Raw genomic sequence first — 14,192 nt, 5'->3', positions numbered from 1 at the left:
CGGGCGTGGAGGGACGGGGGTTGCGGTCAGTGAAACGCATCGGAGTGACCGGCCACAGGGGCATCCCTACCGAGGCGTACGGCCATATCCGCGCGGGAATGCGCGCCGTTCTGTGCGGCCATCAGGGTTCGATGGAAGCCCTCTCCAGCCTTGCTGCGGGGGCCGACCAGCTGTTCGCCGACGTAGCGCTGGACTGCGGGGCCGAGCTGACCGTGGTGATTCCCAGCGGGGACTACGAGGACGGCTTCACCGTCCCCGGGGAGCTGGCCCGCTTCCAGTACCTCAGAGGCCTTGCCAGCCGGGAGATCCAGCTGGCCTTCCCGTACTCCACCGACGAGGCCTATTACGCGGCGGGCGCCTATATCGCCGACAACTGCGACCGGCTGCTGGCGGTCTGGGACGGCCACCCCGCCCGCGGCCTCGGCGGCACGGGCGACATCGTCCGTTACGCACGAGACCGGGGCAAGCCCGTCACGGTCATCTGGCGCGACGGTCTGGAGCGCCTGTGACGGAAGTGGCCCTCAACTCCGGTGTCTGACCAGCCAGTCCGTGTGCTGCGGGGACACGATGCGCTCGGTCTCATAGACCGCTGACGGCCACTCCACCTCGCTCACGGATCTCTCCATCGCCGTGTGCATCGTCGCCAGATCCTGTTCGACCAACGAGTGTGCGGCGATGAGTGGTTGATGGCGACGGATCTCGCTCCAGGCCAGACACGCGGCCGCCGCTGCCGACAACAGGCCCGCCAGATCGACCGATTCGGCGAGCGAGAAGGTCCTCAGCAGGGCGAGGAAGAGCGCGAGCATCGTGAGCAGTCCGATGGACGCGGACCACAGAAGGGTGGCGCGGCGGGATATCTCTGCGCGCCGGTGGTACCAATTGCGCTGTTCGATCAGGCGGTCCCTCACATAGGTCTCCTTGCGCACACTGAATGACTTGGCCCTCAATTGCCGCATGGGTGTCGTGATCAGCTCCCCGGCGGCCACCTTGGGCACGCTGGTGCGGGGGTCTTCCCAGCCGACCTTGGTCAGCTCCCCCAGTCCCTCCTCCAGCCTCACGGTGAACAACGCGTCGGCGTCGGTGGAGTGCGAGTCGAACGGCGCTCCGTGGACGGAGTACCGCCAGCACAGTGACTTGATGAACTCCGCTGCGGAGCGGTTGAGTTGCCAATGCGACTTTGCTCTGCAACGCGATGAGCGATAGCTGAAGATCAGCACCCCGGCGTATGCCAACGCGCTGAGGGCGCCGGGGAGTTGGAAGCTGGAGCCCAGCTTGAGCGACGACGGCAGCGCGGCCAGAGCGGCACCCGCCACCAGCAACAGCAGCTGGTAGCGCGTGGCGCCCACGGCCTCACGCTGGCGCGCGATCGCTATGGAGTCGGTGTGGTGGTAGAGAACCGGCAGATCAGTGTTACGGAAGACCATGCTTTGCAGTGGGCCGGTAAAACCGGTCATGTGCACCCCCGTCTGCAGTTTTGTCTTCACCCTTTAGGCGGAATGGCTTGTTCCGTGCCGTCCTGAGAGAATGCGCCGCAACTCTTTTGTTGCGTATCCACGTGCTGAGTTGCTGCGAGTGGCCATGAGAGTAAAGTCGTGCCGCCGGCATCGCAACGGTGCATGGTATCTGTGCTGGACACAACATCAAGGACGGCCCCCATGACGTTTCAGACCTCCGCCTCCTTCGCCGCTGCGAAGAAGAATCGCGTTCCACTGGCACAGATCGATGTGCGTGGCACCGATGCCGCGAGCAAGCTCGCCCGGGTCCTCCCGGCCGCCACCGACCGCTCTCTGCGTGCATCCACCTTCAACTCCGCGCTCTAGACTGGCGGAATGACAGGACCCCTGGTCCCATTCCGCGAGATCGTTTTAAAGGTCCACAGCAGATGTGATCTTGCATGTGACCATTGCTATATCTACGAACACGCTGATCAGAGCTGGCGTACCCGCCCGAAGGCAATCTCTGACGAAGCGATTTCCTGGACAGCTCTGCGACTGGCCGAGCATGCCAAGAGCCATGCCCTGCCCTCCGTGTCAGTGATCCTGCACGGAGGGGAGCCTCTTCTGGCGGGGCCCGCACGACTGCGACGCGTCTGTGAGGAGCTCACAAGAGCACTCGACCCCGTCGCCGGACTCGACCTTCGCATCCATACGAACGGCCTACAGCTGAGCCGCTCGTATCTCGACCTCTTCAGCGAGTTCAACGTCAGGGTCGGGATCTCCCTCGACGGCGACAAGGCCGCGAACGACCGCCACCGCCGCTTCGCCGACGGCCGCACCAGCCACCCCCTGGTCCTCAGAGCCGTCGACCTGCTCAGGCAGGACCGCTATCGCCATCTCTACCTCGGTCTTCTCTGCACGATCGACGTGGCCAACGACCCGATCGCCGTGTACGACGCGCTCACCGAGCTGGAACCCCCGCGGATCGACTTCCTCCTGCCGCACGGCACCTGGGACGACCCGCCCGCCCGCCCCGACGGCTCACCCACCGCGTATGCCGACTGGATCCTGGCGATCTTCGACCGCTGGAACCAGCAGGGCAGGAACGTGCCGGTACGGCTCTTCGAGTCCGTGCTCTCCACCCTCAGCGGCGGCCCCAGCCTCACCGAATCCCTCGGCCTTGCCCCCACCGACCTCGTCGTCGTGGAAACCGACGGCACCCTGGAGCAGGTCGACTCGCTCAAGAGCGCCTACGAAGGCGCGGCAGCGACCGGATTCGACGTCTTCACGCACCCCTTCGACGCTGTCGCAGCCCATCCCGGTGTCAGGGCGCGCCAACTGGGGCTCGCGGGAGTCAGCGCGACCTGCCGGCAGTGCCCCGTCGTACGGTCCTGCGGCGGCGGCCTCTACACCCACCGCTACAGCTCCCGCAACGACTTCGACAACACCTCCGTGTACTGCACCGACCTCGAAGCACTGATCCGGGGCATCGAGCAGCGCACGGCCGCATCGACGGTCTCTCTCGCGGTCACGGACCCCGGCGTACTCATGGCCGAGCACCAGGACCTGACGCGCATGCTGCTCGCAGACGTCCATGCGGAACTCGACGGGCGCGGCGGCGAAGCCTGGGACGAGGCCTGGGAGCTGGCGTCCGCTCTGGAAGGGCGCTCCGACGCGCTCGACGCGGTCTACGGCCATCCCTACACCTACACCTGGCTGCAGGCCTGCCTGGCCGCCCTGCGTGACGGGCTGCCCGAGGCGCCCGTCCTCGCTCTGCGGCTGCCCGCGTACCTGGCCGCCGCAGTGGTACGGGGCGGGCTCGACGTCCCCGTCCGGGTGCCGTACGAGAGCGGCACGCTCCGGCTTCCCACGCTCGGCGAACTGCGGCTGACGGGCCCGGACCGGCGGGGCGAGGCCGAGGTACGGCCCGTCGGCAACGGGCTCCTGGTGCGCGTGGACGGGCGCGAGCCGCGCCACGTGGACACCACCGAGGAGAGCGCCGACTGGCGGCCCGTCCGCACACTCGCCGCCGAAGGCGGGCCCGCGCTGCGGCTCGACGACCTCGACCCGTACCGCGACTGCTTCGGCGTCCCGGTACGCGAGCGCCTCGGCTCGCGGGAGGCGGCCCTGTGGGGCGCGCGGCTGGCCGAGGCATGGGCCCTGCTGCGGCGGGCCGCACCGGAGCAGGCGACCGACTTCGCGGACTGTCTGACCACCCTGACCCCGCTGGCCGCGGGCGAGCCGACGGCGCGCCTGCACGGCTTCGGGGCGCTCGGTATCGCCCTGCCCGCCACGCCCGGAGAGCTCGCGCCCGCGCTGCTGCGCGGGTTTCGGCGGGCCCGGCTGCACGCGCTGCTCGACGTCACGGATCTGTACGCGCAGGACGGCTGGTGGCGCCACCCCGCGCCCTGGCAGGACGAACCGGTCGTGGTGTCCGAGCTGCTGGCGGGGGCGTACGAGCGGGTGGGGCTCGCGGCCTTCGAGCCGGACCTGGCCGAGGAGGCCAAGCGCGCGCTGGAGACCCTGGGGCGGGCGGCGGAGCTGACCGTCGGCGGGCAGCGCCTGCTGGACGAACTCTGGAAAGAGGCCGGCCGTGGGTGAGGGCGGGCTAGGGGGTGTCTTTTGGATCAGGCCGGATCAGGGAGCGGGGTCTGGTGCGTGCGATCGCAAGGCGGAGGAAGGAGCCGACGCGGAGCGTCGGCGACTGACGACAACGCGGCATGGGGGCACCTCCCGTGCCCGAAGGGCTACGGGGGAGTGCGTGCCAGGGCACGCGAGCCCGGCAAGATCCGAAAGACACCCCCTGAGAAGCGCCCTGGCGCCGTCCCTGCGAGGACTGACGCGGTCCTTACGGGGGCTGGGCGTACAGGACGGCATGACGCTGCTCGTCCATGCCTCCCTGCGCGCCACCGGACTTCGGGCGGAAGCCCTCCGTGACGCGCTCATCGAGGTGCTGGGTGAGAACGGCACGCTCGTGGTGCCCGCCTTCACCGCCGGCAACTCCGACACCTCGCCCTCGTACCGGGCCCGCGTGCGCGGCATGACACCCGAGCAGTCGGCGGCCTTCCGGGCGGAAATGCCGGCCTTCGATGCCGCGACGACGCCCAGCCAGGGCATGGGCCGGTTGGCCGAGTCCGTGCGGACCGCCGAAGGGGCCGTGCGCAGCGCACATCCGCAGACCTCTTTCGCCGCGCTGGGACGCCGGGCCGCCGAATTGCTCGCCGTACATCCACTGACCTCGCATCTCGGCGAGGACTCGCCGCTCGGAGCCCTGTACCGGGCGCGGGCCCAGGTGTTGATGATCAATGTGGATTTCGATGTCTGCACCGCATTCCATCTCGCCGAATACAAGACCCGTGCTCCTGCCCGGACCTACCGTTGTGTGGTGCAGCGACCTGGTGGGGGTAAGGAATGGACCGAGTACGAAGACATCGAACTTGACGACAGCGATTTCGGCGCGATCGGCGCCGCCTTCGCGTGGGGCATGGAGCAGAAGGGACAACTGGGGGGAAGACCGGCAAGGTTCTTCTCGATCAAGGAAGCGGTCGACCATGCGGAGCGCTGGATGACCGAAAAGCGGTGTTGATTGACTGAACGTCGGGGGGATGGAGTGTGTCGGGCTCCGGAATGATTAATTCGCTCGCATCTCTCATCGATGCTGGGTGTGAGGTCGGGCGTTCAGGCAGGACGGGGGTCGTGTGTCGGATTCAGCGCAACGGGCGGCGGATCATCGGCCGTATTTCTTCTTGAGTTATGCGCATACGCCGAGGTACGGGGCTGGGGGCCCGGACCCGGACATGTGGGTGGAGCGGCTCTTCCGTGATCTGTGCGGCCATGTGATGGCCATGACCGATCTGCCGGCCGGAGCGCCGGCCGGGTTCATGGACCGCGAGATCCGCTCCGGCGAGGGCTGGTCGGAGCGGCTGGGTGAAGTTCTGGCCACCTGCCGGGTGTTCGTCCCGCTCTTCTCGCCGCGGTACTTCGCCAGCGAGATGTGCGGCAAGGAGTGGTACGCCTTCGCCCAGCGGGCGATCTACCACCAGGCGAAGAGCAACAGACCCGCCGAGGCGATCGTGCCCGCCCTGTGGGTGCCCATACCGCCGGAGCAACTGCCGGGCCCGGCAGAGCGGTTGCAGTTCAACCACCGCGCCTTCGGCGACCGCTATGTCACCGACGGGCTCTACGGACTGATCAAACTCCGGATATTCGCAGAGGAGTACGAGGCTGCCGTCTATGAACTCGCCAAACGCATCGTCAGCGTCGCCGACACTACGCGCGTCGGCTCCGGCAGCCCGGTGGACTACCGGCAGGCGCCCAGCGCCTTCGGCAAGCCCACCGGCGGCCCCCGTCCGATGCATGTGACGGTTGCCGCGCCGACCAGCCACGACCTGCCCGAAGGCCGGGCCCCCGACTACTACGGCAAACAGTCCCAGGACTGGAATCCGTACCACCCGGACTCCGCCCGGCCGTTGGCGTATGTCGCCCAGGACCTGGTGCGCTCGCTCAACTACCAGGCGACGGTCTCCTCGTTCGACCACGAGTCGCCGCCCGACGCCGGCCAGCCGCCCACCCGGCCCGAGATACTTCTCGTCGACCGCTGGGCCCTGGAGGACGAGGACCGCCGTCAGCGCCTCGCCGCCTTCGACGCGGAACCGCGCCCCTGGGTGAGCGTGATCGTCCCCTGGAACCGTGACGACCCGCAGAGCCGGGCCGCCGAGGCCGAGTTGGCCGAGAAACTGGAGCGGACCATGCCGCATCAGCTGCGCCACGGCCGGGCGGCAAGCCGGGCAGCCGCCAGAGGAGTGCTCAGCATGGAGGCTTTCGGCCAGATCCTGCCCCAGGTGGTGGAGTCGGCGGCCCAGGAGTACCTGCGGCACGCCGAGGTCTTCCCGCCCGCGGCGCCGCCGCCCCCCGGAGCCCGTTCGTCCGAGCGGCCCCGGCTGCGCGGTCCGATGGCCGAGTACGGCACCACTCACTACGTCCCGAACACGCGTGGAATCGCCCCCGATGCGGAGGACACGGATGACAGCCAGTCGTGACGGGCGCATCGTCACCTTCTATTCGTACAAGGGAGGTACGGGCCGCACGATGGCCCTGGCCAACGTGGCCTGGATCCTCGCCGCCAACGGCAAGCGGGTCCTGGCGGTCGACTGGGATCTCGAAGCCCCCGGCCTGCACCGCTTCTTCCATCCCTTTCTCGACCCCTCCACGCTCGGTGCCACCACCGGGGTCATCGATCTGATCACCGAGTACGCCTGGGCGGCGACCAGCCCGGAGCCGCGCCGCGACGACTGGCACCGTGACTACGCGCGCATCCAGCCGCACGCCGTCTCGCTCACCCCCGAGAACCTGGGCTGGGAGTTCCCCGACGGGGGCACGCTCGACTTCGTCTCCGCGGGCAAGCAGAACCGCGAGTACTCCGCGACCGTCTCCACCTTCGACTGGGACAACTTCTACGACCGCCTCGGCGGCGGCCACTTCTTCGACGCGCTGCGCGAGGACATGAAGGCCAACTACGACTACGTCCTCATCGACAGCCGTACCGGCCTCAGCGACATCGCCGACATCTGCACCGTCCATCTGCCCGACGTGCTCGTCGACTGCTTCACCCTCAGCGACCAGTCCATCGACGGCGCCGCAGCGGTGGCCCGGCAGATCGACGAGCGCTACGGCGGCCGCGGCATCAAGATCTACCCGGTCCCGATGCGGATCGACGAGGGCGAGAAGGAGAAGGCGGACGCCGGACGGGCCCTGGCCCGGCTGAAGTTCGACCGGTTCCCAGGCGGTCTCGCCGGCGAGGACCTCACCGCCTACTGGGGCGCGGTGGAGATTCCGTACCGCCCCTACTACGCCTACGAGGAGACCCTCGCCACCTTCGGCGACGAAGCGGGCCTGACCAACTCCCTGCTCTCCGCCTTCGAACGGCTCACCTCGGTCGTCACCGAACAGCGGATCACCTCGATGCCCGCGGTCGGCGAAGAGGTCAGGCTCCGCATCAGGGACGCCTTCACCCGACGCCGCCCCGCCCTGCCCGCCGACCTTTACCTCAGTTACGTTGCCGAGAACCGCATGTGGGCAGACTGGGTCGAGTACCAGCTCACCCGGGCCGGGTTCCGGGTCGTGCCGCGCGACGTCTCGGCCGAGCGGGATCCGGCCGACGCGGCCGAAATCGCCGCCGAGAACGCAGCGCGCACCGTCGTGCTGCTGTCCAGCGCCTATCTCAAGTCCTCCCGGGCGGTGGAGGTCTGGTCGCGTGCCGCGGCCGAGGACCCCGGCGGCGGAAGGCACCATCTGCTGCCGATCCGGGTCGGCGACGTCAGACTCACCACCCCCTACATCGACCGCAACCCGGTCGATCTCTTCCGGCTCGACGAGGTGCACGCCACCACCGCGCTGCTGCGCGCACTCGACCGCCCGGTCCAGCTGCCCGACAGCGCATCGCCGGGACCGCGATTCCCCGGCACGGTGCCCAAGATCTGGAACGCGCCGCCCCGCAACCCCGGATTCACCGGGCGCTCGGTGGTGCTGGAGCGGATGCGCGACCAGCTCGGCGGCGGCATGGCGGTGGCCGCGGTACTGCCCCAGCCGCAGACGCTCTACGGGCTCGGCGGCGTCGGCAAGACCCAGGTCGCCCTGGAGTACGTCCACCGCTTCATGGCGGACTACGACCTGGTGTGGTGGATCTCCTCCGAGCAGCCCGACGACGTGGTCGCGGGCCTCGCCGAACTCGCCGTACGCCTGGGCGCCCAGGGCGGCGAGGACATGGCTGCCGCGTCCCAGGAAGCCATCGATCTGCTGCGGCGCGGAGTGCCGTCCTCGCGCTGGCTGCTGGTCTTCGACAACGCCGACGACCCCGAGCAGCTGAAGAAGTTCTTCCCGCCCCAGGGACCCGGGCACATCCTCGTCACCTCCAGGAACCAGACCTGGTCGCAGTACGGGGACGCCCTGCCCGTCGACGTGTTCCTGCGCGAGGAGTCCATCGAGCACCTCCAGCGGCGCGCCCGCGGGCTGAGCATCGAGGACGCGGACCAGGTCGCCACCGCCGTCGGCGATCTGCCGCTCGCCGTCGAACAGGCCGCGGCCTGGATCGCGGAGACCGCCACACCGGTCGCCGAGTATCTGGAACAGCTCAAGGACCAGGCCGCGAGCGTCCTCGCGCTCAACCAGCCCGCCGGTTACCCCGAGCCGGTCGCCGCGACCTGGAACGTCTCCATCGAGCGGCTCAAGGAACGCTCACCGGCCGCGGTGCGCCTGCTCCAGCTCTGCGCCTTCTTCGCGCCCGAGCCGATCTCCGCGAACCTCCTCTACAGCAAGGAGATGATCGACGCGCTCAAGCCGTACGACGCCTCCCTTCAGGAGAAGCTCGTACTCGGCCGGGTCATCCGCGAGATCGGCCGGTTCGCGCTCGCCAAGGTCGACCAGGTCTCCAACTCCATCCAGGTGCACCGGCTTGTGCAGGCGGTCATCCGGGCCCAGCTGACCGAGCAGGAGCAGCAGGACGCACGGCACGCCGTCCACCGCGTCCTCGCCGGCGCCCGGCCCGACGACGACGAGCCGATCGACAACCCCGAGACCTGGCCGCGGTTCGCCACCATCTGGCCGCATCTCGGCACCTCCGAGGCCCGGTTCTGCAAGGAGCCGGAGACCCGGCGGCTGCTGATCGACCGGGTGCGCTACCTGTGGAAGCGCGGCGACCTGAACACCGCGTACACGCTCGCCGAAGAACTGCGCGAGAGCTGGCGCGAGATGCTCGGCAACGACGATCTCCAGTATCTGTACCTGCGCTTCCACCTCTCCAACATCCTTCGCTCGCAAGGGCGTTACGTGGAGGCCAAAGAGCTGGACGAGGTGACTCTGGAGCGCCAGCAGGCGGTTCTTGGCCCGTCCCATCCGCACACGTACATGACCACCAGCGGTCTCGCGATGGACCTGGGCACGCTCGGCCAGTACGGCAGGGCGATGGAACTGGCCACCGAGGCGCACGAGGGATTCAGCCAGATCTTCCACGAGTCCCATCCGCGAACGCTCGCCGCCGCCAACAACCTGGCGCTGAATCTGCGCATGGTCGGCCAGTACGCCAGGGCGCGCGAGATCGACCAGGAGGTCTTCGACCGGCGCACCGAAGTCCTCGGCCCGGAGCATCCGTACACCCTGTCCTCGGCGATGAACCTGGCCCGCGACCTGCGTGAGGTCGGACGGTACGAGGACTCGGTCTCGCTGCTCAGCCGGACGTACGAGCTCTACAAGGAGCAGCTGGGCCGGACATTCCCCGGCACGCTGGCCGCGGCCAAGAGCCTCGCCGTCTCGCTGCGCAGGGCAGGCAGGCTGGAGGACGCGCGCCGGCTGACCACGGCCACGCGCAACCGCTATCGCGCCAAGTACACCTCGGCCAACCCGGACTCGCTCGCCTGCGATCTGAACCTGGCGGCCGACCTGTTCGCCGCCGGGGAGCCGGTGGCCGCGCGGGACCTGGCGCAAGAGGTCGTCGACCAGTACCGGAAGGTGCCGGGCGAACGCCATCCGTACACCCTCGCCGCCAGCAACAACCTCGGCATCTTCCTGTGGGGCTGCGGCGATGCGGAGGCCGCGGAGGCGGTGCTGCTGAAGGTGTCGAGGACGATGCGGGAGGTCCTGGGCGAGAGCCATCCGCACGCCCTGTACGGCACGATCAACCTGGCCAACGCCCTTGCCGACCTGGGCGGTCTGGAGGAGGCGCTGGAGATCGAACAGCGGACGGTGACCCGGCTGCGGGACGTGCTGGGGCCGCACCATCCGGAGGTGCTGGGCATCGCGTCGAACATGTCGGTCACGCTCGGCCTGCTCGGCCGCAAGGACGAGTCGGCGCAGCTGAGGGCGGAGACGGTGGAGGAGCTGCAGCGGCTGCTGGGCGAGGATCACGCACTGACGCGAATCGCTCGCGACGAACGCCGCGTCCACCGCGACCTGGAGCCCCTGGCAGTCTGACCGGGACTCCGCCCCGGACCCGGCCGGATGCCCGCGCCGGGCCCGGGGGGCGGGCTGACGACGGCTCGGCCCTGCCCTGGGGCTCCGCCCCTCGGCCCTGCCCTGGGGCTCCGCCCCAGACCCGTTCGGGGGCTCCGCCCCCGGACCCCCGCGCCTCAATCGCCGGCGGGGCTGAATTTCGCGTCCGGGACCACGCCTCAAACGCCGGCGGGGCTGGATTGTGCGGCGGGGCTGAGTTATTCAGCCCGTCCGGCGTTTGAGGACATGCGGCCGGAGGTCGCATACGGGGGTCCAGGGGGCGAAGCCCCTTGGTTACGGGAAAGGGCGGGGTGGGGAAAGGTCACGCCTCCAGCAACCACGTCAGCACCCGCGGCAACGCATGCAGCGCATCAAAATGCGCCGCCGCCGGTTCCAGCACCGCCGTCGCCCCCGGAATCCGCTGCGCCAGCCACCTCGAGTGCCCCACCGGCGAGAACACGTCCTTCTCGCCGTGCCACAGCATCACCGGCCCCTTGATGTCCGCCGGGTCGAACCCCCAAGGGCTGCAGAACGCGAGCGCATCGTCGATCCACCCGTACGCCGAAGTACGCAGCGCCTCCTGGTAGTTGCGCAGAAGCATGGACCTGACGCCCGCATCCGCCACCACCATCCGGTCGGAGTCCGTCAGTTCCCGGCGCAGATCATTGAGCAGCCGTATCGGGTCCTTCCTGATCTCCGCGGACCGCAGGATGAACCGCTGGATCAGCCCCGCCGGGTCGTCGGACGCCGACGTGTACTCCAGGACGTTCGACGCGGCCATGCCCTCGAACCAGTCGAGCCCGTCCGCGTCCCTGGGCGCGAGCGTCACCAGCGCGGCGGTGCGGGTGATCCGTTCCGGCATCAGGGCCGCGCAGGCCAGCGCGTGCGGCGCGCCGCCCGAGCGGCCCACCACGGCGAACCGGTCCAGGCCGAGTTCGTCGGCGATCGCCCGTACGTCCTGGGCCACATCGGCGACGCTGCGGCCCGCGAGCCGGTCCGAACCGCCGTAGCCGGGGCGGTCGTACGCGATCAGCTGGGTGCCGCGCTGGTACAGGACCATGCCGCGCGGCGCCGGGCCGAGCCGGCTGCCCGGGGTGCCGTGCAGCAGGAAGACGGGTCTGCCGCGCGGATCCCCCAGCCGCTCCACCATCAGATGCCGCCCGTCCGTCGCGCGCACCCGACGTCGCAGCACTCCCGCGCCCCCCTCCGTAGTACGTGCCGGTCCGCGCAGTACGTGCCCTGTGCAGACAGGCTGAGCCAGGCATTCCCCGCCCGTTCGATGATTACCCATCAGGGTCCTGACCGGGACTCCCTTTGACGTCATTTGGGGGTTACCGTCGATGAGGAACGTGCATGCGCGTCCACATCGCACCCCAGGGGGCCGTGATGGTAGAGGCACTGGTAGCGGCCGCAGCGACCGTCGCGTCCGCGGGCGTCGTCTATGTCATGGCGGCGGCCCGGGTCGTGAAGCAGTACGAACGAGGTGTGGTCTTCCGGCTCGGAAGGGTCCGATCTTCCGTACGCGGCCCGGGTTTCACGCTGATAGTCCCCTTCGTGGACCGGCTCCGTAAAGTCAATATGCAGATCGTGACGATGCCGGTGCCCGCGCAGGACGGCATCACCCGGGACAACGTGACGGTGCGCGTGGACGCGGTGATCTACTTCAAGGTCGTGGACGCCAGCGAGGCCATCGTGCAGGTGGAGGACTACCGGTTCGCGGTCTCGCAGATGGCGCAGACCTCGCTGCGGTCGATCATCGGCAAGAGCGATCTGGATGATCTGCTGTCGAACCGCGAAAAGCTCAATCAGGGCCTGGAGTTGATGATCGACAGTCCGGCGATCGGCTGGGGTGTGCAGATCGACCGGGTGGAGATCAAGGACGTGTCCCTGCCGGAGACGATGAAGCGCTCGATGGCGCGGCAGGCGGAGGCGGACCGTGAGCGGCGGGCGAGGGTCATCAACGCCGACGCGGAGCTCCAGGCGTCCAAGAAGCTGGCAGAGGCGGCCGGAGTGATGTCGGAGCAGCCCGCGGCGCTTCAACTCCGGCTGCTGCAGACCGTGGTCGCGGTCGCGGCGGAGAAGAACTCCACGCTGGTGCTGCCGTTCCCGGTGGAGCTGCTGCGTTTTCTCGAACGCGCCCAGCAGCCACAGCAGCCGCAGCCGCCCCAGCAGCCACTGCCGTCGCGGGATTCCGGCTCTGCGCAGTCGGAAACAGGACAGGACTAGTCCTTACACCCCGCCCATGGGCCGATTGCACGCGGTGTTCGCACATCGGAACCGCCCAGTGCCAACGCCTCCTGTGAAGGCGCTGTGAACGCACCTGTGTTGTCGTGTGCCCGTCCTGAAGTCGACCTTGTGTCCTACCAGTCGGTATCGGAATAGTGGGCGCCCCATCCTCCGCGTCCACGGCACCCCACTTGCCCGGACGCGGCCCCACAGGAGGTCAATGTTGAAGCACCGACGGATACCCAAGAGAAAAGCGGCGATAGCCGGCGGCGCGGTTGCCGCCCTGGTGGCCGCGGGCGTCACCTTCCAGAGTGCGAACGCCAGTGACGACACTGAGCGGTTCGCCGTCAAGCCGCTGTCGGCGGTTGCGGCCGGAAATCTTGCCTCCACCCTGAGCAAGACCCTGGGCGGCGACGCGGCAGGCACGTACTACGACGCCGACACCAAGGCACTCGTCGTGAACGTCCTCGACGAGAAGGCGGCCGAATCCGTACGCGAGGCGGGCGGCAAGGCCCGGATCGTGGAGAACACTCTCGCCGAGCTGAAGTCCGCCCGGCAGACCCTCACCACCAAGGCGACCATCCCCGGCACCTCGTGGGCCGTCGACCCGGTCACCAACAGGGTCGTCGTCACCGCCGACCGTACGGTCAAGGGCGCTCAGTGGACCAAGCTCAGCGAGGTCGTCAAGGCTCTGGGCGGCAAGGCCGAACTGAAGAAGTCCGCCGGGGAGTTCAAGCCCCTGATCGCGGGCGGCGACGCCATCCACTCCGGCGGCGGACGCTGCTCGCTCGGCTTCAACGTGGTCAAGGACGGCGAGCCGCACTTCATCACCGCCGGACACTGCGGGAAGGCAGGCAGCGAGTGGTCCGACTCGGCGGGCGGTGCGGCGATCGGCTCGATGGTCGATTCGCAGTTCCCCGAGAACGACTTCGCGCTCGTCAAGTACAGCGGCAGCACCGAGCACCCGAGCGAGGTCAACCTCTACAACGGCAGCTCGCAGGCGATCACCAAGGCGGGTGAGGCGACCGTCGGCATGAAGGTGCAGCGCAGCGGCTCGACCACCCAGGTGCACGACGGCGAGGTCACCGGGCTCGACGCCACCGTGAACTACGGCAACGGTGACATCGTCAACGGCCTCATCCAGACCACGGTCTGCGCCGAGCCGGGCGACAGCGGCGGCTCGCTCTTCGCGGGCGACGCCGCGATCGGGCTGACCTCGGGCGGCAGCGGTGACTGCTCAGCGGGCGGTGAGACCTTCTTCCAGCCGGTGACGGAGGCCCTGTCCACGTTCGGCGCCGAGATCGGCTGATGAGATAGGGAGTGTCCGCAAAGTCTCACCTGGCTCGCGACGCCCTGCACGCACGCTCGCTGCGTTGCCGAAATGCCCAAGTAGCTCCGCTACGAGGGCATCCCGGCGCCTTGCGATCGCACGCACCGGACGCCGCGAGCCCCGCCCTCCGGGCGGACGGCGATACTTTGCGGACACTCCCTGGGGCTTCGCCCCGGACCCCTGGCCGATCGAGGCGCGGGGTCCGGGGCGAAGTCCCG

10 protein-coding genes are annotated in these 14,192 nt (G+C 69.0%); 8 read left to right on the top strand and 2 right to left on the bottom strand.

Going from position 1 to position 14,192, the window contains the following annotated elements:
- The first annotated feature begins 29 nt into the window (after positions 1-29).
- Positions 30-509, top strand: coding sequence for a hypothetical protein (locus OG741_RS09055; RefSeq protein WP_405596289.1), 480 nt, complete (start codon positions 30-32; stop codon positions 507-509).
- A 12-nt stretch (positions 510-521) separates the two neighbouring features.
- Here OG741_RS09055 and OG741_RS09050 read toward each other — a convergent pair whose 3' ends face one another.
- Positions 522-1,424, bottom strand: a complete 903-nt coding sequence (locus tag OG741_RS09050; RefSeq protein WP_405596288.1) for a DUF4231 domain-containing protein — start codon at positions 1,422-1,424, stop codon at positions 522-524.
- A 231-nt stretch (positions 1,425-1,655) separates the two neighbouring features.
- On the opposite strand from OG741_RS09050, the gene fxsA reads away from it, so the two are divergent.
- The 5 genes from fxsA to fxsT all read left to right on the top strand — a co-directional run bounded on the left by fxsA (position 1,656) and on the right by fxsT (position 10,400).
- Positions 1,656-1,820 carry an FxSxx-COOH cyclophane-containing RiPP peptide gene (gene fxsA, locus OG741_RS09045; RefSeq protein WP_266478029.1) on the top strand — a complete coding sequence of 55 codons (165 nt, stop codon included), beginning with the start codon at positions 1,656-1,658 and terminating at the stop codon, positions 1,818-1,820.
- Between the two features lie 9 nt (positions 1,821-1,829).
- Positions 1,830-4,037, top strand: coding sequence for a radical SAM/SPASM protein FxsBH, inactivated beta-hydroxylase extension form (fxsBH, locus tag OG741_RS09040; RefSeq protein ID WP_405596287.1), 2,208 nt, complete (start codon positions 1,830-1,832; stop codon positions 4,035-4,037).
- Positions 4,038-4,311: 274 nt separating this feature from the next.
- Positions 4,312-5,022 carry an aminoglycoside N(3)-acetyltransferase gene (locus OG741_RS09035; RefSeq protein ID WP_405596286.1) on the top strand — a complete coding sequence of 237 codons (711 nt, stop codon included), beginning with the start codon at positions 4,312-4,314 and terminating at the stop codon, positions 5,020-5,022.
- Between the two features lie 112 nt (positions 5,023-5,134).
- Positions 5,135-6,475, top strand: a complete 1,341-nt coding sequence (locus OG741_RS09030) for a TIR-like protein FxsC (RefSeq protein WP_266478035.1) — start codon at positions 5,135-5,137, stop codon at positions 6,473-6,475.
- Positions 6,459-10,400 carry an FxSxx-COOH system tetratricopeptide repeat protein gene (gene fxsT, locus OG741_RS09025; protein ID WP_405596285.1) on the top strand — a complete coding sequence of 1,314 codons (3,942 nt, stop codon included), beginning with the start codon at positions 6,459-6,461 and terminating at the stop codon, positions 10,398-10,400. The genes OG741_RS09030 and fxsT overlap by 17 nt, the downstream gene beginning before the upstream one ends.
- Positions 10,401-10,740: 340 nt before the next feature.
- Here the strand turns inward: fxsT and OG741_RS09020 are convergent, their stop codons facing one another.
- Positions 10,741-11,607: an alpha/beta fold hydrolase gene (locus tag OG741_RS09020; protein WP_405605470.1), complete on the bottom strand. Its 867-nt coding sequence runs from the start codon at positions 11,605-11,607 to the stop codon at positions 10,741-10,743.
- Positions 11,608-11,804: 197 nt separating this feature from the next.
- On the opposite strand from OG741_RS09020, the gene OG741_RS09015 reads away from it, so the two are divergent.
- Positions 11,805-12,644, top strand: coding sequence for a slipin family protein (locus OG741_RS09015; RefSeq protein WP_405605468.1), 840 nt, complete (start codon positions 11,805-11,807; stop codon positions 12,642-12,644).
- 223 nt (positions 12,645-12,867) lie between these two features.
- Positions 12,868-13,953, top strand: coding sequence for a S1 family peptidase (locus OG741_RS09010; RefSeq protein WP_405605466.1), 1,086 nt, complete (start codon positions 12,868-12,870; stop codon positions 13,951-13,953).
- Positions 13,954-14,192: the final 239 nt, after the last annotated feature.

The sequence above is a fragment of the Streptomyces sp. NBC_01410 genome, assembly GCF_045040195.1.
Classification (GTDB): domain Bacteria; phylum Actinomycetota; class Actinomycetes; order Streptomycetales; family Streptomycetaceae; genus Streptomyces.
Note: the sequence above shows the minus strand (reverse complement) of the source record. Positions and strands in the feature narration are given on the sequence as shown.